Genomic DNA, 16,856 nt, shown 5'->3' with positions numbered 1-16,856 from the left:
GAGACCTGTACGGTCTGGGCGGCGACGGTCAGGGGCATGTCTTCCCAGCCGTCGACCTGCGTGAGGCCCTTGTAGAACGCCTTGGCGGAGTAGTCCGGGTCGGTGATCTGTTCCACGCTGCCCCAGCCGCTGGACGGGCGCTGCTGGAACAGGCCCTGCGAGTCGTGGTCGTTACGGTCGCCGAGGTGGCCGAGGTTCTCCAGCTTCGACTCCTGCAACGCGGTCGCGATCGCGATCGTCCAGGCGCGCGGCGGCAGGTTCATGTCCTTACCCGCGTCGATGATCTTGCGGGCGTTGTCGAGCTGCTCGTCGTTCGGGGTGAAGCTCGACTGGTTGCCCGGGACGCCGTTCGGCATCAGCTGTTCGGTGGTCGGCTTGTCCGCCTGCTCTGCCACGGCCTGCGCGACCGTAACGGCCTGCACGGCGGTGGGGGTGGGGTCGGCGGCCAGGGCGGCGCTGGTCGGGCCGGCCAGACCGGCGGCCATGGCGATGCCGGCGGTGGCGAGCAGGGCCTTGCGGGTGTACGTGGCGAAGACAGTCATGATCGGGGGTGTCCTTTGTTCGAGGGGGATGGTGGCAACCGAACGGGGGGTGTTCGGGCTGCCGCCCTCACGCATGCCTCTCACGCGGGGCAAAACTGTGGCGGACGCGACGCGGCGGGGGTGCTGCTCACGTCCGGACCGGGTGTAACGCACCGCCGGCCCGGGCCATTCCGGCCCGCACTTCCAGGCACGTCCGGACCGGGTGTAACGCACCGGCGACCCGGGCCATTCCGGCCCGCACTTCCAGCCGGGGCGTCGGATGGCCGGCGGGGTGCTGCCACCTCGGCCGCGGTCATGCACAACGCCCCCGACCCGTCGGCCATTCCACCCGGCAGCCGGCCAACAGGCGTCACCATATGCCGGACAATGCCCAGATGTCCGGATGCGGATGCCGGGCTCGGGCCCGGGTATCACCGGGCTACCTTGTCGATCTGGGCGTCAGGGACCTTATCCGCGACGTATAAGGTCCCTGACGCCCAGATCAACACTTTCGTCGCGACCCGGCGGCGGTGCCCCGATCCTTCCGGCAGCAGATTGCGTGCGAATCGGCGCGCGTCATGTCCCCGGTGCCGGCATCCTGGATAGGTGACCACCCCGCCCGGAAACCCCCGTACCGACCTCGAACACAAGGTCACCGAGCGACGCGGCCGCCCCGACGGGCTCGACGCGTTGCACCTCGTCGAGGTGCCGCTCGTACCCGAGATCCGGCTGCACCTGGCCGAGGACGCCATCGTGTGGTGGGCCAGGATGGAGGCCGAGGCGGGCCGGAGCCTGGCGGCGCCGTACTGGGCCTCGGCCTGGGCGGGTGGCCAGGCCGTCGCGAGGTATGTGCTGGATCATCCGGAGACGGCCGCCGGGTGCCGCGTACTCGATCTGGCCTCGGGGTCCGGTCTGGTCGCCATCGCGGCGGCCCTGGCCGGGGCGAGCGCGGTGACGGCGACCGACATCGACCCGTACGCGATCGCCGTGATCGCCCTCAACGCGGCGGCCAACGGGGTCGCCGTCGACGTGAGCGGACGCGACGTGCTCGACACCGACGGAGACGGCGCCGACCTGGTGCTCGCCGGTGACGTCTTCTACGACCCGTCGATGGCCGACCGCATGCTGCCGTTCCTCGACCGGGTCGTGGCGCGCGGCGGCCGGGTGCTCGTCGGTGACCCGGGGCGCGGCACCCTGCCGTGGGAGAGCCTGGAGGTGGTCGCGAGCTATCCGGCGCCGACCGAGGCCGCGTTCGCCGACGCCGAGCTGGCCCGGACGTACGTCCTGCGGCTGTCGCGGTCCTGACCGGTCAGGACCGGACCGGGTCGCCGACGCGTATGGCACCCAGTTCAACGACCGACGCGTACCGGCCGAAACAGGTGGCCCGGCCGTTCGACGCGACCGGCATGCGGTGGTGCCGGGCGAGGGTGCGCAGCAGTCCGGGGTCGGCCGGCACGCCGCCCGGCTGGGCGAGCGACGGTACGACACAGCGTGGCGTCGGCACCAGCACCGAGAGGACCAGGTCCGGGCCGATTCGCAGCCGCTGTCCCGGTTCCGGATCGTGGTCGAGCGACAGCACGAGGTTGGGGCGGAACCGGGCGGCGGCCACCGGTGCGCCGTGCTGCCCGGCGAGCGCCGCGAGCGCCCCGGTGGTGACCAGGTGGACCGGGCCGAAGTCGAAGAACCGCCCGCCGGGTTCGAGGCCGACCGGGGTGGTGGTGTCGGTGCCGGGCCGGGCGTCGGCCATCCACTCCGGGATCAGCCCGGGTTCGTCGGGCCACCACCGGTGCACCCGGCCGCCGGCCGGGGCGGTACGGGTCAGCCGTACCGGAGTGGCGAGCCAGGTCGACAGGGCGGCGTCGGCCGTACCGTCGCTTGTGGACGCCGGGGCGGCACCGGGCACCGTGACGGTCAGCCCGTCGGTGCCGGTGTCGCGGGCGGTGACGTCGAGCAGCCGCCCGAAGCGGCCCGGCTTCTTGGCGCTGGCCAGGACGTCGTCGGCGTCGACGCAGGCCCAGACCCGGTCACCGGCGAGCCCGTCCCGATCGACAGCCACATCGGACAGTGCTTCGCCGGCACCGGACTTGAGGGGATAGCGGTGCAGCGACACGAGCCGCCCGCCGCCGTGGGAGAGGGTCACCCGGCCGACGCTAGCCGATCGGTGGGGTCCGGTCCGGGACGGCGGAGCCGGCCGCCGGGTCCACCGGACCGGCGCGCCCGGCCCCGGCCGGCACCACGGTCGGCAAGTCGTCGAGCACTCCGGCGAGCAGGTCGGTGGCGATCTGTTCCGGGTCGGGGTGCGGCCCCCAACGGGCCACCGACTCGCGGTGCGCCTCGGCCACCTGTCCGGGCAGCGCGGCGAGGAACGCGTCGAGCCGGCGGCGGGCCGGTCGGCGCAGGAACACCCACAGCAGACCCACGGCCGGCCGCATCAGCCCCCGGCCACCGGCGGTGACCGAACCGGCGACAGTCCACGATCGGCCGCCGGTGACGCCCAGTTCGGCCCGGCCGCGTCCGCGCGGATGCTCGACGGTGGCCACCAACTGCGGCTCCTGTCCACCGTGCGGCGGCAGCCGGTCGGTCGCCAGCCGGACCCGGACCAGGGCCGCCCCACGGGTGAACCGGTTGCCGCCGGACGGGTCGCGTACCTCGGCCACGACCTCGACCGGCCCGGGCCGGTCCGGCCGTTCGACCGTCACCCGTACGTCGGCGGCGCCGGCCTCGTCGCGTACGGCGAACGCGGCCCGGTGGTGCTCGTCGGCGAGCAACTCCAGCCGGACCGGCCGGTACTTCACGGCCGTGCCCAGGTCGTGACCGGGCTGGCCGGTCTGTTCCTCGGGCACGAGCAGCCGGTAGACGGTGCCGGGGTACGGATGCGAACCCCGCACCACCGCGAGCCCGGCGTGCGGCTCCCCGGTGCGTGGATGGATCGCCACGCCGTCGTCGAAACGCAGGGCCCGCCAGCCGGTCAGCAGGGCGGGCAGCGCCGCCAGGTAGGGGCGCGGGTCGACGGCGTCGACGGTGACGCGGCCGCTGAGCTTCGGCATTCCAAGATCGTATCTTGGGGTCGCACCCGCCCGGCCCGTCTGCGGCGGGCCGGGCGGCTCAGAACTGGCAGTACATGCGGCTCAGAACTGGCAGTACATGACGTGCAGGCCGACCCGGCCGAGGCGCGGGTGGGCGAAGGCGCCCGGAACCGTGCCGACCACCTCGAACCCGTGCCGGCGGTAGAGCTCGACCGCCCGGTGGTTCGACTCGGCCACCGCGTTGAACTGCATCCCGGCGTAGCCCCGGTCGCGGGCCCAGTCCAGCGCGTACCGGCACAGCGCGCCGCCCACGCCCCGGCCGCGCGCCCCGGCGGCGACCATGAAACTCGCGGTCGCCACGTGCGAGCCCGGTCCGGGCCGGTTGGTGCCCATCTTCGCGGTGCCCAGCACCCGGTCGCCGTCGACCGCCACGACCGTCCGACCGGGCGGGGCCTCGACCCAGATCCGGTACGCCTGCTCGGCGGTCATCGCCGGGTCGTAGGTGAAGGTGTCCGCGGCGCGGACGACCTCGTCTACGATCGGCCCCACCTGCGCCCAGTCGGCTTCGACGAACTCCCTGATCAGCACGCGGCCGAGGGTAGTCTCGCCGTCGCCCGGACCGCGATCGGGTTTGGCGTCCCGAACGGCCGCCGCATACGAGAGATCCCAAGATCCAGCTATCGATTCCATTACATATGCAGATCGGTCAACGATGAAAGCTTTCCTGTCGGCGGGCCGGCTGGGCTGCGGATTTCGGCCGTTGGGTCGTTTGTCCGATCTAGACCGACTGGTGGCGATGGTGGCGGTAACGATGTTCACCGAGCATGTTGACACTCGTAACATTCGATCTTTTTTCGTGAACAGGGCTCTGTTACGGTCAGCTCTCAATCGACGCCGATGAGCGTTTGGGTTGTCCGGGCGTCCGTGCCCGCGAGGGAAGGTGTGCGCTCATGCTGAGCTTCTCCGGCCAGGTATCGACCACCGCGACCGGCGGTCTGACCGTCACGGTCGCCCCCGGTGCCTCCACGACGTGCGGCGGCGGCAACTGCTGCTGCACGAGCTGCTGCTCCTGGTAGTCCCGGAAGCCGCAGCTCCGGCTAGTGCCCGCAAGTAACCGTCCAGAAGGGAGACCCCGTCCATGCTGAGCTTCTCCGGCCAGGTATCGACCACCGCGACCGGCGGTCTGACCGTCACGGTCGCCCCCGGTGCCTCCACGACCTGCGGCGGCGGCAACTGCTGCTGCTCCAGCTGCTGCTCCTGGTAGTACCGCACGTGTGATCCGGTGGCGGCGCGCCCTGCGACGCCACCGTTTCCCTGGAAAGGGCCGGAGAAAACCCACATGCCGTACGAGAGAACCAAAGAGGAAGTCGAGGAGGCGCTGTCGCGCCACGACTACCTTCGCCAGACCGGCGGCTTCGCCATGCAGCACACGATCGTCTCCATGTACTCCTCCTCGACCGTCGTCAACCCGCCCGACGTGGTGGTGCGCGGCCGGTGGGCTGTGGGTGACGACGACTTCGCCGGTGAGCAACTGCTGTTGAACTACCGCACCGACAACGCGCGTCTCGGATTCCAGTTGGGCATCGGGCGGTTCTACGAACCCGACGCCATCCTTTCCTCGTGTCACGCCGACCTGGAAGAGGATCTGCGCGACTCGATCGGGCTGCCGAAGCCGAAGACGCTCAAGACCGGCCTGACCGCGACGGTCACCATGCGCCGCAGCACCCGCGAGTTCAGCGGCAAGCCGGTCAGCCTGGCCGACCTGTCGACGATGCTGTTCCACTGCCAGGGCAACTCCGGCGAGCTGCCGTACGGCAATCCGGCCGACCCGCACGGCGTGATCAAGCTACGCAACGCGCCCTCCGGGGGCGGCCTCTACCCGGTGTCGATCTTCGTGCACGTCTTCAACGTGACCGGACTGACCGCCGGGGTCTACGAATACCAGCCATACGCGCACGCGCTGGCCCGGGTGGCGGACGAGAGTGCGAACGCGATCCTGTCTTCGCCCGACCTGGACGTCAACAAGTCCGGATTCGTGCTGACCTTTGCCTACAACCTCTACCACAACTCCCGCAAGTACGGCGACGGCGGCGTGGTGTTCGGGCTCATCGAGGTCGGCGCGATCCTGCAGAACCTGCACCTGGCCCGGACCGCGCTCGCGCTGGCCGGCAGCGACCAGGGCAGCTACGACAAGCAGACCATCGAACAGGCGCTGGGGCTGGACGGGCACACCCGCCACGTCGTCCACCTCACCGTAGTCGGACAGGGGGAGTAGACCGGTGTCGTATGTGCTGGCCAGCACCGCACGGCTGATCGAGGACGGCACCGGGCGGATGCGGATCCGCACCGGGGTGTGGAACTTCGAGGAAGCCGTCGTCGACGTGAGCGCCGAGTCCCCGGCCGTGGCCCGGTCCGTACGCGGGGCACTGCGGGCGCTGCGTACCGGCGCCGTCGAGGTGGCCGACCACCTCGACCCCGAGTTGCTGCCGATCGAGCGGGCCAACATCGAGCGCCTTTTCGCCGACCTCGCCCAGGCCGGGATGCTGATCGACGAGAGCCAGGGGGCGATTCAGGACGCGGTCACCGCGGCGCTGCTCGGCCGGCTGGTCACGCCGTACCCGACGGGGGGCGGGGCGCCGGAGGGCGAGGTGCTCTTCCTGACCGACTGCGGCGCGTCCGCCACCCAGGCCCGGCAACTCGCCGAGGGCATGCGGCTGCGGCTGACCGTCGCCGACGGGGAGCTGCTCGACCGGCTCGGCGCCGCCGACCTCACCTCGCGGATCGACGGCCTGGCCACCGAGCGCGGCATCGCCGAACTGAGGCCGGCGGTCACTGCGGCGGCCGCCGTGGTGAGCTGCTTCCAGCGGCCGTCGCTGCCGCTGCTGCGCAACCTCAACCGGCTGCTGGAATACACCGACGTGCCGTGGGTCAGCGCGTTCATCGACGGGCCGTTCATCTCGGTCGTCGGCGTCAGATCGCCGCACACCGGCTGTTTCGAATGCTTCGAGCAGCGGGCCCTGGCCCGGCTCGAAGACCACGTGACCTACCACGACTTCGCCCGCTCGCCGATGGGCGCGCAGGTGGAACGGCCGACCGACGCGCCGATGATGAGCATGCTGACCGTGATGGCGCTGACCGAGGGCTACCTGCACGCCGCCGTCGGCTCGTCGCGGTTCTCCGGCCGGGCGCTGAGCATCCACCTGCCGACCTGGGAGATCCAGGCCCAGGACCTGCTGCGGATGCCGAACTGCCCGGCGTGCGGCAAGGTCTCCCGGCAGCGGCTCAAGGAGATCAACTTCAACAGTCGGGCCGCCGTCGACCGGATCGTCGCCGAGGTGCTGCGGTGACTGGACTGACGCACTACCCGCCGATGCCGCACCTGTTGCGGCGCTACCGGCACCTGGGCGGCAACCAGACCGGCATCATGCCCGGCTTCCTCGTCTCGGTCGCAGACATCCCCGGCGAGCCGCAGATGCGGGCGATGACGGCGACGATGCCCCACTACCACCGCTCGATCATGAACGACCCGCACCTCCAGGTGCAGTACCACCTCAGCGGATACGGGCTTTACAACGAGGAAGCCCTGATCAAGCTGATGGGGGAGAGCGTCGAGCGGTACGGCGCGATGACCGCCATCCGCATGTTCGACCAGGAGTTCCGCTACGCCACCCGGCGCGAGCTGAGCCAGGAGGGGGCCTGCATGCCTCTCGACCTGCTCGGCATTCTCGACCCGGCGCAGCAGGAGGCACTGAGCAAGCGGCTGCACCGCTACACCGGTCGCCCGCCGACCGAGGACGACAAGATCGCCTGGGTACGTTGCCCGTCACTGGTCCGCCCCGGTGAGGACGTCTGGGTCCCGGCCCAGCTCTTCTTCCTCGGCTTCACCAGCAGCGAGGAGCACGGCGACCTGCTCTTCACCCCGTCGTTCTCCACCGGCACCGCGGCCCACGTCAGCCTCGACCGGGCGCTGCGCAACGCGCTGATCGAGGCCGTACAGATCGACTCGTTCATCCTGAACTGGTACACGCCGACCCCCGCGCCGTCGGTGGTCATCGACGACGAGGACGTCCTGCGGGTGCTGGCCAGCATGAAGCTCGGCCCGGACTCCGAATACCGGATCAAGGCCGGCTACCTGACCCGGCCAGAGCTGCCGCTGCCAACCGTCGGGGTCTTCCTCGACCGCAAGACCGACGCGCTGCCGCTGATCAGCTTCGGCGTGCAGGGCGACGGCGACCCGCGCTCGGCGGTCCTGCGCGGCACGATGGAGAGCGCCGCGATCACCGGCCTCGGCATGTACTCGGCCATCTTCGACACCACCTCGGTGCACGCGGCCGTCAACACCTCGCCCTACCTCGACCTGGACACCAACGTCCTGTTCTACGCCAGCCCGCAGGACGCCCGGCGCAAGCGGGAGATCGTCGCGGGGCGGTTCTCCGGCACCTCGGTGAAGCTCAGCGAGATCCCGGCGCTCGGCGACCACGAGGAGACCCTGAGCGCGCTGATCAAGATGGTCGGCGGGGTCAGCGAGTGGGCCTGCTACCTCGACATCACCCCACCGGAACTGGCCGAGACCAACTGGAAGGTGGTCCGGGTTCTCATCCCGGAACTGCTCAGCATGTGCCTGCCCGGAATGCCGCCCAAGGCCCATCCACGGATGCTCAGCTACGGCGGAGTGACCAATGAGCACCCCCATCCTCTCCCTTAGCCTGCTGGTGCTGGTCAGTGTGGCGTTCCCCGGTCAGGCGTTCCGGCTGCTGCTGACCGGGGCCGGCGGGCCGGCCCGGCCGGGCGTACCGGTCGCCGCCCGCCGGTTCCCGCCCGAGGCCGGCTTCGCCGTCGCGCTGCTCGCCGTCGCCGCCCTCGCGGTGGCGGTGGCACCGGCCGGCCTGGTCGTCCTCACCACCGGCAACCCCCTCTGGTACGTCGTCGCGGTCGTCCTCGGGCTGGCCGCCCCGTTCCTGGAATACCTGCTCGGTGCCGGGGTGCTGCTGGCCCGGCGGCAGCGGGTCGGCGGCATCGGGGTGCACGAGCGGGTCGGGCTCGGCCCGCTGCGGGTGCTGGCCGCCCTCGGGATCGCCGTCGCCGAGGAGATCCTCTTCCGCAGCGTCGCCCTCGGCCTGCTGCTCGACCCGTTCGGCCTGCTCAGCCCAATCGCGGTCGGTCTGACCGCGCTCGTGTACGGCCTCAACCACCTCTACTACGGCTGGCTGACCGTGGCCCAGAAGACCCTCACCGGGCTCTGGCTCGGCGCGCTTTTCATCCTGAGTGGACATAGTCTGCTCGTACCACTGATCGCCCACGTCGTGCAGAACCTGGTGGTGCTCGTGCTGCTGCCACGCTGGAGTCGCCCGTGACCGGGCAGGTCTGGCTGTTCGCCGGGCTGTCGGTCGTCGTGACCGCGGCCTGGCTGGCGCTCTACCGGCTGCCGTTCGCCGACCCGCGCCGCCGTCAGCGGATCCGGCTCGCGGTCGCCTCCCGCACCAACCTGCCCGCGAAGTACGTCTTCCCCATCCTGGGCACCGTCATCTACCTCGCCCTCGGCCTGCTCGCCGCGGCGGTGCTGGCCCGGCTCGGCGACGTCGACGTGGTGGGCGTACTGAGCTGGGACGTCAGCTGGGCGGGCATCGGGCGTACCCTGCTCGCGGTCGTCGGGGCGAGCGCGCTCACCTCGTTCGCCATGTCGATGCTCTACGCCTTCGCGCCCCGCGTCGACGTACCGGGAGCGGTCTCCGGGGTGCGCTGGGTGCAGGAGATCCTGGTCCTGCCCCGCCGCTGGCGGTGGAGCGTGCCGATGGTCAGCGCGGCCGTGGAGGAGTTCGTCTTCCGTGGTGTGCTGCTCGCCGGGCTGCTCGTCGCCGGTGCCCCGGCGTGGCTGGCGGTCGTGGTCAGCGGCCTGATCTTCACCACCGCCCAGGTGCTGCTGACCGAGCAGCGCCTCCAGGCCTTCGTGCTCGCCGTGTCCAGCATCGTGCTGTCGCTGGTGTGCGGGCTGCTGACCATCGTGGAGGCGAGCGTGCTGCCGGCCCTGCTCGTGCACGCCTCGTTCGCCGGTTACTACACCAACACCAGCGCCCAGCGGGCCACCGTCCCGGCCGGCCCGCCGCAGATGAGGAGGCCCGGGTGATCGAGGCCAGAGGTGTCACCGTCCGCTACGGCGAGGTGGTGGCCGTCGACCGCGTCGACCTGACCGTCGACAAGGGAGAGATCGTCGGGGTGATCGGCCCCAACGGGGCGGGCAAGACCACCCTGCTCGAATGCCTCGAAGGGCTGCGTCGCCCCGACGCCGGCGAGATCCGGGTCGGCGGCATCGACCCGCGCGTCGACCGGGACCGGATGGCCCGCATCGCCGGCGTGCAGTTGCAGCACTCCGCCTACCCGCCCCGGGCGTCGGTCGACGACGTGTGCCGGCTGTTCGCGGGCTTCTATCCGGACGGGGCCGGCTATCCCGAGCTGCTCGAACAGTTCGGTCTGACCAGCCACCGCAAGAAGCAGGTCGCCAAGCTCTCCGGCGGCCAGCAGCAGCGGCTGTCGCTCGCGCTGGCCCTGCTCGGCCGCCCCGACGTGGTCTTCCTCGACGAGCTGACCACCGGCCTCGACCCGGCCGCCCGCCGGGTCATCTGGGAGGAGCTGCGGCGGCGCAACAACGATGGGCTGACCATCCTGCTGACCTCGCATCACATGGAGGAGATCGAATACCTCTGTGACCGGGTCGGCATCCTGGTCAAGGGTCGCTTCGTCGCGACGGGCTCGCCGGCCGAACTGGTCCGTGAGCACGCCGGCGGCGGCGACCGGTTGATGCTCGAAGGCGTCGCCGCCGACACCGCCCTGCGCGCCGAACTCACCGCCCTGGCCGGGGTCAGCGTCACCCCGGCCGGCAACCGGCTGCTCGTCCGGGCCGAGGACGCCGGCTCCCGCGAGCGTGTCGACGGGGTGCTCGCCGACCGGGGCATCGCCGCCCGGCCGCTGGCCGCCTCGCTGGAAGACGTCTACCTCACCCTGTCGGAAGAGCAGACCCATGTTCACTAACGTGCTCGCCTTCGAGACCAAGCGCATGCTGCGCAACTTCCCGCCGCTCTTCTTCGGCCTCGCCTTCCCGGTCATGGTGCTGGCCATCTTCGGCGGCATCTACGGCAACGACCCCAGCGAGCAGTTCGACGGGCTCGGCACCGTCGACGTCTCGGTGCCGGCGTACGTCGGGCTCGTCATCGCGGTCGCCGGGCTGATGAGCTTCCCGCTCGGCATGGTGGAATACCGCTCCCGCGGCTTCCTGCGCCGGCTGCGCGCCACCCCGGCCCGGCCCGGCCAGTTCCTGACCGCCCAGGTGCTGATCAACGCCGCGATCTGCGCCGTCGGCACGGTCCTGCTCATCGTCGTCGGCATGCTCGCGTACGGGCTCAACCCGCCCGCCCACCTGGCCGCGTTCGTCGGGATCGCGCTGCTGGCGGCGGCCGCCATGTTCGGCATCGGCATGGTCATCGCGTCCCTCGCCCCCAGCGAGCAGACCGCGATCGTCATCGCCAACATCGTCTACTTCCCGATGATCTTCCTGACCGGGGCCACCGTGCCGCTGGAGATCATGCCCGACGGGATGCAGCGGATCGCCGACGCGCTACCGCTGACGTACGCCATCGACGCGTTGAAGTGGGCCTGGCTCGACCGGGGCGGCGACTCCCTCGGCCTGGGCATCGGTGTGCTCGCCGGCACGCTGGCCGTCTGCGCGGCGGTGTCGGCCTGGCTCTTCCGCTGGGAGTGACGCGGTGAGGAGGGGAATGACGCGGGTGGGAGGGGAATGACGCGGTGGGAGTAGCCGGAGAGATCCAGGCGACCGCCCTCGTCGCCGCGGCGTGCCGGGCCGAGGAGACCCGCCAGCCCGCACCCCGGCTCACCGACCCGTACGCCGAACTGTTCCTGGACGCGCTCGACACGGCCGGCCGGGCCCTGCTCGCCGCTGGCCGGGACGAGGTCGTGCACCGGACCACGCTTATCGACGGGCTGCTGCTGGAGGAGGTACGCCGCCACCCGGGCACCACGGTGGTCAACCTCGGCGCCGGGCTGTGCACCCGGCCGTACCGGCTGGATCTCTCCGGCTGCCGGGAGTACGTCGAGGTCGACGCGCCCGAGATCCTGGCCCGCAAGGCGACCGTGCTCGGCGGGGCGGAACCGAGCTGCCCGGTGCGCCGGATTCCCGGCGACGTACGCGGGCTGCCGGCGCTGGGCGTCGACGGTCCGGCCGTCCTGGTGACCGAAGGGCTGCTGGTCTACCTGCCGCCGGCCGAGCTGGCCGGGCTCGCCGCCACGCTCGGCGGCCTGCCGGCGGTGACCGGCTGGCTGGCCGACGTGGTGTCGGCCGACTCGGCGCGGGCAATGGCGGCAGTCGCCGGCCGGGCCCGGGCCGGCCTCGCCCTCCACGGTCTGGAGTCGATGGACACCGTCGAGCGGGCCGGCTGGGCGGTCGCCGACTACCGGCTGCTGCCGGTACGGCGTCCGGCCGCGCGGCCGATGGGCCGACCGCCCGGCCCGCCGGTCCCGGCCAGCCGCCGCGTCCTCGACGGCGTCGTCCTGCTGCGCCCGGCCGCACCACCGCGAACCGCTACCGGCCAGGCGGCGTCATGAACGCGGCATCCGCGAGCGGGCGGGAACCGTGCCATCATCGGCGCCATGACCAGGATCGAAGTGGTGCTCGGTGACATCACCGAGGAGGACGTGGACGCGGTCGTGACGGCCGCCAACGAGTCGCTGCTCGGCGGTGGCGGCGTCGACGGCGCGATCCACCGGGCGGCCGGGCCCCGGCTCGCCGAGGCCGGTGCCGCCCTCGCCCCGTGCCTGCCCGGCGAGGCCGTCGCCACGCCCGCGTTCGACCTCGGGCCGCGGATCCGGCACGTCATCCACACCGTCGGGCCGGTCTGGGAGGGCGGCGACCACGGCGAGGCGGAGCTGCTGGCCTCCTGCTACCGGCGCGGTCTCGCGGTGGCCGACGAGATCGGCGCCCGCAGCGTGGCCTTTCCCGCGATCGCCACCGGCGTCTACGGCTTCCCACCGGACCGGGCGGCCCGGATCGCCGTGGCGACGATCCGGGAAACCGCCACCGAGGTCGAGCAGGTCCGGTTGGTCGCCTTCGACGCGGCGACCCGGGACCTCCTCGCCGCCGCGCTGCGGGACTGAGCACCACCCGACAATCCCGCCGCCCCGGGCGGTTCACTTCGCCGGGACAGGCGGCCGGTCAGCCGCCCGTGCCGAGGTCGGCCCGGTCGGCGGCGGCGCGGCCGGACTCCCAGCCCTCCCGGCTGTCGACCCGGCTGCCCCGGGCCCGGACCGTACGCGGGAAGACCCGGTCCATCGTCTCCCGCACCTGCTCGTCACGGGCGGCGAGCACCGGCAGCAGGTCGGTCGCCGCCACGGGACCGGGCTCCGCGACGGGGCCGGTGGGCCGGATCGCCTCCTCCAGCGCCGCCTTCGCGGCACCGGCCAGCCGCTCGCCGATCCGAACCGCGAACGCGACCAGGAACGACTGCCGGAACGCCTTCAGCCGGGCCCGGCCGGCCTTGCCGCCCGGCGGCTCGGCCCGCGCCATCGCCCGGTGCGCCTGCACCAGCAGCGACGCGTGGAGCAGGTCGACCGCGTCGATGTCGGCGTCGAAGCCGAAGACGGTCGCGAACCCGAACTCCGGTGACCACACCAGGTGGCAGCGGTTGGCCCGGGCCACCGCGTCCAGCAGCGACGCCTTCTCGCTCTCGTACGGGTGGTCGACGCCGATCCGCCGCGCGAACGGCACCACCGTCGCGGCGTCGTCCCGCGCCGCCGACAGCGCCTCGTCCAGGCTGTGCCGGGCGATCAGTTCCTGGGCCTTGGCCGTGTACGCCTCCGCCTCGGCCGGATAGGCGGTCGACTCCGCCTTGGCCAGCAGGGCGCGTACCCGGTCCAGCAGCCGGTGGTCGACCCGGCCGCGCGGGCCGGCGGTCCGCGCGGCGGTGCCGGGCGGCGGGATCAGTACCTCGACCGGCGGCAGTTCGGCCAGGATTCCGAGCAGGGTCAACACCAGATCGAGTACGGCCACCCGGTCGAGCTTCCACCGGCCGGCCAGGTCGCCGAGGTAGCCGCCGGGGTCCCGCCACCAGACGTGCGCGCCCAGCGCATCGGCCTGGCTCAGCCACCGCTCGTCGACGCTCTCGCGCGGGAACCGGCGAAGCTGGGCGGCGACCGCGTCGGTCACCAGGTGGGCGTGCGTCACGGTGCCGTTGCGGGCCACGACCCGGTGCAGTTCGACCGGCTGCCAGCCGCCCCGCCACAGCCGCGTGAACGCGTCGTGCAGGACGTCGACGAGTATCGGGTCGACCTCGGCGGCCGGGACGACGGTCAGCGCGTCCAGCCCGGCCTCGTAGCCCACGCCGCCGCGGACCACCGCCTCGATCCTGTCCCGCACCGTAGTCACCCGGACCAGGGTACGGCGACCGTGGCGGCCCCCGCCGGCCACCGGCGTACGTCGCCTACTGCGATTGGCTCGCAACTGCATACGATAGGCAACCGTGGAGACGCGTTCCGGTACCCCGAGGCCGATCACCCGCTACGGCGCCCCGGTCCTGCACCGGCGTTGCGCGCCGGTCACCGAGTTCGACGACGCCCTCGCGGCGCTGATCGACGACATGTTCGCCAGCATGTACGCCGCCGAAGGGGTGGGCCTGGCGGCCAACCAGATCGGCGTCGACGCCCGGATCTTCGTCGTCGACTGCCCCGACGCCACCGGCGTCCACACCGTCGCCCACGTGGTCAATCCCGTGCTGCACCTGCCCGACCAGCGGGAACTCGTGCTCGACTCCGAGGGCTGTCTGTCCGTACCGGGGGAGCGGGCCGACCTGGCCCGGGCCGCGACCGCCTCGGTCACCGGATTCGACCGGCACGGGGCGCCGATCCGCCTCGACGGCACCGGTACGCTCGCCCGCTGTTTCCAGCACGAGGTCGACCACCTCGACGGCCTTGCGTATGTCGACCGGCTGCCGGCCCGGCGGCGCAAGAAGATCCTCGCCGCCAGCGAAGGGCACCCCGGCGTCGGTGCCGGGGTCGACCCGGACCGGTGAGGGTGACGGCGGTCCGGCTGGTCGGGGGACGGCCCGGGCGGGTCAGTGGACCGATTTCGCCCGCAGGTGTGCGCGTTCGCCCTGCCGGCCGAAGAGGCTGAGCACCTCGACGGGGCCGGGCTCGGCGCTGCCGAACCAGTGCGGCACCCGGGTGTCGAACTCGGCGGCCTCGCCCTCGCTGAGCACAAGATCCTTGTCGCCGAGGACCAGCCGCAACCGGCCGTTCAGCACGTACATCCACTCGTAGCCCTCGTGGGTCTGCGGGTCGGGGTCCGGGCGGGCCGGAATGAGCAGCTTGTACGCCTGCACCCCGCCCGCGCGGCGGGTCAGCGGGATCATCGTCATCCCGTTGCGGGTGACCGGGCGCAGATGGACCCGGGGGTCGCCGGTCGGCGGCGCGCCGACGAGTTCGTCGATCTGCACGCCGTACGCCCGGGCGAGCGGCAGGAGCAGTTCGAGGGTGGGGCGGCGCTGACCGGATTCCAGCCGGGACAGGGTCGACACCGAGATGCCGGTCGTCGCGGCCAGGTTGGCCAGGGTGATCTCCCGCTGCCGGCGGAGCGTACGCAGGCGGGGGCCGACCGCGGCGAGCACGCTGTCCAGGTTGTCGTCCATCACCCCAGGTTGCCACGACAGCAAGCCCGTTTGCCTCCTGATTTCGTGCCCCAAGATCCCCTGCCCCAAGATCTGCATGATCAGGGATCAAGTCGCGCGTGTCGTCGGCGCGTCCAGGCTCCAGCTCCCTGATCACCGGGATCTTGGGCGCCGGAAGGGCTTGCGCTGACCGCGAACAGGTCGGCGGGAAACGGCCGACGTGGGAGCCAATGGATGCTGCGCGGCGGACCGCCGCGCGCGAACCCGGGGAGGATCGCATGGTGCGGCTGGCGGCGTACGACGGGATAGCGGACTGGTACGAGACCGAGTTCCTGGGCGAGCAGGGTGATTCCGACCCGATCGGCGTCCGGCGCCTTCTCGCCGGCCTGTTGGGTCCAGGCACCGGCCGGTGCCTGGAGATCGGCTGCGGCACCGGCACCCACGCCGGGCAGATCCGTGACCTGGGCTGGACCCCGCTCGGCGTGGACCTCTCCGCCGGCATGCTGCGCCACGCCCGGGGCCGGTTGCCGATCGCCCGGGCCGACGCGCGACGGATCCCGGTACGCGACGACGCCGTACCCGCCGCGGTCGCGGTGATGGTGCACACCGACATGCCCGACTACCCCGACGTCGTACGCGAGGCGGCCCGGATCCTGCGGCCCGGTGGCGTGTTCGTCCACATCGGAGTGCACCCGTGCTTCTGCGGCGGGTTCGCCGACCGCGCCGACAGCACCGCGATCGTGATCCGGCCCGGCTACCTGGACACGTACTGGACCCACGAGTCCTGGACCGACCAGGGCGTACGCGACAAGGTCGGCGCCATGCACCGGCCGCTGCCCGAACTGCTGCACGCGTTCCTCGACGCCGGGCTGGTGCTCGAACGGTTCGACGAGGGCGGCGCCCCCTGCCCGACCACGTTCGCGGTCAGGGCCCGCAAACCGGCGTAGGAATCGCTTCGGGTTCCTGGCGGCCGATGGGAGAATGACCTGTAGAAACCGCGATGTCGCTGGCGATCGGGGCGTGGACATGAGGGCGTACTGGCTGGAGATGCTGGCGACCGCGACCACCACCGCCCTGGTCATGGCGCTGGTCGTCCTGCTCCGGGGCGACGGATGGGCTCCGTACGCCATCTCCTACGCGATTTTCATGCTCGCCTGCCTCGCGGTCCGGTGGCCCGGGCGGGCGCACCGGAGTGCGTGGGGGCGCTGACCGGAAGTAGTGGACGGTGGTCGCTCCGGCGTCAGGCGGCACCGCCGGAGTCGCTTGTCACCGCTGACGTGTGACTGCTGTCGCCGCCCTGTCCCTGACCACGGATCGTGGTCCGGCCGCCGCGGCGCCGCTGGTCGCGCGAACTCTGCCGGATGGCGCGCCGGGCGGCCGCGAGCGGGTCGGCGTTGCGGGCCCTGCGCCGGCGTACGGCCAGCACCGTGACCATCGCGGCGGCCAGAACCACCGCGGCACCGCCGACGATCCAGACCCAATCGCTCATGGCGTAGATCGTAGGGACGCCCGGATGCGCAGCGCCACCGGTCGATCACATGATGCCGATTGTGGACATGGAAGGCGGGCACCTTCACCGCCGCCCACCGCACCCGCGACAACGCCCTGCTCATCGCCGGCGGCAGCGGCATCGCCCCGGTCCG

The 16,856-nt window shown here is 72.1% G+C and carries 22 protein-coding genes; 15 read left to right on the top strand and 7 right to left on the bottom strand.

The features are described from left to right. On the bottom strand, positions 1-542 hold a 542-nt coding region (locus AB0I42_RS30395; protein WP_357542651.1), incomplete at its 3' end, for a hypothetical protein. Between the two features lie 669 nt (positions 543-1,211). Between AB0I42_RS30395 and AB0I42_RS30390 the strand changes: the two genes are divergently transcribed. Then, a complete protein-coding gene (locus AB0I42_RS30390; RefSeq protein ID WP_357542659.1) occupies positions 1,212-1,826 on the top strand; it encodes a 50S ribosomal protein L11 methyltransferase in 615 nt (204 codons plus the stop codon). A 4-nt stretch (positions 1,827-1,830) separates the two neighbouring features. Here the strand turns inward: AB0I42_RS30390 and AB0I42_RS30385 are convergent, their stop codons facing one another. From AB0I42_RS30385 to AB0I42_RS30375, 3 genes are all read right to left on the bottom strand, one after another. Beyond that, positions 1,831-2,661, bottom strand: coding sequence for an MOSC domain-containing protein (locus AB0I42_RS30385; RefSeq protein ID WP_357542649.1), 831 nt, complete (start codon positions 2,659-2,661; stop codon positions 1,831-1,833). 10 nt (positions 2,662-2,671) lie between these two features. Then, positions 2,672-3,568, bottom strand: a complete 897-nt coding sequence (locus AB0I42_RS30380) for a hypothetical protein (protein ID WP_357542647.1) — start codon at positions 3,566-3,568, stop codon at positions 2,672-2,674. 81 nt (positions 3,569-3,649) lie between these two features. After that, positions 3,650-4,135 (bottom strand): GNAT family N-acetyltransferase, encoded by a 486-nt coding sequence (locus tag AB0I42_RS30375; RefSeq protein ID WP_357542645.1) that lies wholly within the window; start codon positions 4,133-4,135, stop codon positions 3,650-3,652. Between the two features lie 362 nt (positions 4,136-4,497). Between AB0I42_RS30375 and AB0I42_RS30370 the strand changes: the two genes are divergently transcribed. The 11 genes from AB0I42_RS30370 (at position 4,498) to AB0I42_RS30320 (ending at position 12,709) form a co-directional block, all read left to right on the top strand. Then, positions 4,498-4,623 (top strand): hypothetical protein, encoded by a 126-nt coding sequence (locus tag AB0I42_RS30370; protein ID WP_357542643.1) that lies wholly within the window; start codon positions 4,498-4,500, stop codon positions 4,621-4,623. Between the two features lie 62 nt (positions 4,624-4,685). Then, entirely contained in the window at positions 4,686-4,811 is a 126-nt protein-coding gene (locus AB0I42_RS30365; protein WP_281425879.1) for a hypothetical protein, read from the top strand. Positions 4,812-4,886: 75 nt separating this feature from the next. Further along, positions 4,887-5,822 carry a SagB family peptide dehydrogenase gene (locus tag AB0I42_RS30360; protein ID WP_357542641.1) on the top strand — a complete coding sequence of 312 codons (936 nt, stop codon included), beginning with the start codon at positions 4,887-4,889 and terminating at the stop codon, positions 5,820-5,822. Between the two features lie 4 nt (positions 5,823-5,826). Next, positions 5,827-6,894, top strand: a complete 1,068-nt coding sequence (locus AB0I42_RS30355; protein ID WP_357542639.1) for a TOMM precursor leader peptide-binding protein — start codon at positions 5,827-5,829, stop codon at positions 6,892-6,894. Continuing rightward, on the top strand, positions 6,891-8,252 hold the full coding sequence (locus tag AB0I42_RS30350; protein ID WP_357542637.1) for a YcaO-like family protein: 1,362 nt from the start codon (positions 6,891-6,893) through the stop codon (positions 8,250-8,252). Before AB0I42_RS30355 ends, AB0I42_RS30350 begins: the two co-directional genes overlap by 4 nt. Continuing rightward, a complete protein-coding gene (locus AB0I42_RS30345) occupies positions 8,227-8,901 on the top strand; it encodes a CPBP family intramembrane glutamic endopeptidase (protein ID WP_357542635.1) in 675 nt (224 codons plus the stop codon). Before AB0I42_RS30350 ends, AB0I42_RS30345 begins: the two co-directional genes overlap by 26 nt. Next, a complete protein-coding gene (locus AB0I42_RS30340) occupies positions 8,898-9,671 on the top strand; it encodes a CPBP family intramembrane glutamic endopeptidase (protein WP_357542633.1) in 774 nt (257 codons plus the stop codon). Before AB0I42_RS30345 ends, AB0I42_RS30340 begins: the two co-directional genes overlap by 4 nt. Then, positions 9,668-10,573 carry an ABC transporter ATP-binding protein gene (locus tag AB0I42_RS30335; protein ID WP_357542631.1) on the top strand — a complete coding sequence of 302 codons (906 nt, stop codon included), beginning with the start codon at positions 9,668-9,670 and terminating at the stop codon, positions 10,571-10,573. Before AB0I42_RS30340 ends, AB0I42_RS30335 begins: the two co-directional genes overlap by 4 nt. Further along, entirely contained in the window at positions 10,563-11,300 is a 738-nt protein-coding gene (locus AB0I42_RS30330; protein WP_357542629.1) for an ABC transporter permease, read from the top strand. Before AB0I42_RS30335 ends, AB0I42_RS30330 begins: the two co-directional genes overlap by 11 nt. A gap of 44 nt (positions 11,301-11,344) precedes the next feature. Beyond that, positions 11,345-12,160: a class I SAM-dependent methyltransferase gene (locus AB0I42_RS30325; RefSeq protein WP_357542627.1), complete on the top strand. Its 816-nt coding sequence runs from the start codon at positions 11,345-11,347 to the stop codon at positions 12,158-12,160. A gap of 45 nt (positions 12,161-12,205) precedes the next feature. After that, entirely contained in the window at positions 12,206-12,709 is a 504-nt protein-coding gene (locus AB0I42_RS30320) for an O-acetyl-ADP-ribose deacetylase (protein ID WP_357542624.1), read from the top strand. 58 nt (positions 12,710-12,767) lie between these two features. Here AB0I42_RS30320 and AB0I42_RS30315 read toward each other — a convergent pair whose 3' ends face one another. Continuing rightward, positions 12,768-13,976 carry a DUF2786 domain-containing protein gene (locus AB0I42_RS30315; RefSeq protein ID WP_357542622.1) on the bottom strand — a complete coding sequence of 403 codons (1,209 nt, stop codon included), beginning with the start codon at positions 13,974-13,976 and terminating at the stop codon, positions 12,768-12,770. Between the two features lie 94 nt (positions 13,977-14,070). On the opposite strand from AB0I42_RS30315, the gene def reads away from it, so the two are divergent. Beyond that, a complete protein-coding gene (gene def / locus AB0I42_RS30310; RefSeq protein ID WP_357542620.1) occupies positions 14,071-14,619 on the top strand; it encodes a peptide deformylase in 549 nt (182 codons plus the stop codon). A 42-nt stretch (positions 14,620-14,661) separates the two neighbouring features. Here the strand turns inward: def and AB0I42_RS30305 are convergent, their stop codons facing one another. Continuing rightward, complete coding sequence (locus tag AB0I42_RS30305; RefSeq protein ID WP_357542618.1) at positions 14,662-15,234, bottom strand: XRE family transcriptional regulator; 573 nt, start codon at positions 15,232-15,234, stop codon at positions 14,662-14,664. A gap of 257 nt (positions 15,235-15,491) precedes the next feature. Between AB0I42_RS30305 and AB0I42_RS30300 the strand changes: the two genes are divergently transcribed. Next, positions 15,492-16,160: a class I SAM-dependent methyltransferase gene (locus AB0I42_RS30300; protein WP_357542616.1), complete on the top strand. Its 669-nt coding sequence runs from the start codon at positions 15,492-15,494 to the stop codon at positions 16,158-16,160. Positions 16,161-16,239: 79 nt separating this feature from the next. After that, a complete protein-coding gene (locus tag AB0I42_RS30295; protein WP_357542614.1) occupies positions 16,240-16,422 on the top strand; it encodes a hypothetical protein in 183 nt (60 codons plus the stop codon). A 31-nt stretch (positions 16,423-16,453) separates the two neighbouring features. Here AB0I42_RS30295 and AB0I42_RS30290 read toward each other — a convergent pair whose 3' ends face one another. Then, positions 16,454-16,702, bottom strand: a complete 249-nt coding sequence (locus tag AB0I42_RS30290) for a hypothetical protein (RefSeq protein WP_357542612.1) — start codon at positions 16,700-16,702, stop codon at positions 16,454-16,456. Positions 16,703-16,856 lie beyond the last annotated feature (154 nt).

It is taken from the genome of Polymorphospora sp. NPDC050346 (genome assembly GCF_040655695.1).
Taxonomy (GTDB): domain Bacteria; phylum Actinomycetota; class Actinomycetes; order Mycobacteriales; family Micromonosporaceae; genus Polymorphospora; species Polymorphospora lycopeni.
This window is presented reverse-complemented; position numbering and strand designations above follow the sequence as displayed.

Bases quoted from the DNA above. Each gene is read 5' to 3' on its own strand.
- AB0I42_RS30345 (WP_357542635.1), top strand. From the start codon at position 8,227: ATGAGCACCCCCATCCTCTCCCTTAGCCTGCTGGTGCTGGTCAGTGTG.
- AB0I42_RS30300 (WP_357542616.1), top strand. From the start codon at position 15,492: ATGGTGCGGCTGGCGGCGTACGACGGGATAGCGGACTGGTACGAGACC.
- AB0I42_RS30320 (WP_357542624.1), top strand. From the start codon at position 12,206: ATGACCAGGATCGAAGTGGTGCTCGGTGACATCACCGAGGAGGACGTG.
- AB0I42_RS30380 (WP_357542647.1), bottom strand. From the start codon at position 3,568: ATGCCGAAGCTCAGCGGCCGCGTCACCGTCGACGCCGTCGACCCGCGC.
- AB0I42_RS30370 (WP_357542643.1), top strand. From the start codon at position 4,498: ATGCTGAGCTTCTCCGGCCAGGTATCGACCACCGCGACCGGCGGTCTG.
- AB0I42_RS30290 (WP_357542612.1), bottom strand. From the start codon at position 16,702: ATGAGCGATTGGGTCTGGATCGTCGGCGGTGCCGCGGTGGTTCTGGCC.
- AB0I42_RS30295 (WP_357542614.1), top strand. From the start codon at position 16,240: ATGAGGGCGTACTGGCTGGAGATGCTGGCGACCGCGACCACCACCGCC.
- AB0I42_RS30305 (WP_357542618.1), bottom strand. From the start codon at position 15,234: ATGGACGACAACCTGGACAGCGTGCTCGCCGCGGTCGGCCCCCGCCTG.
- AB0I42_RS30365 (WP_281425879.1), top strand. From the start codon at position 4,686: ATGCTGAGCTTCTCCGGCCAGGTATCGACCACCGCGACCGGCGGTCTG.
- AB0I42_RS30330 (WP_357542629.1), top strand. From the start codon at position 10,563: ATGTTCACTAACGTGCTCGCCTTCGAGACCAAGCGCATGCTGCGCAAC.
- AB0I42_RS30360 (WP_357542641.1), top strand. From the start codon at position 4,887: ATGCCGTACGAGAGAACCAAAGAGGAAGTCGAGGAGGCGCTGTCGCGC.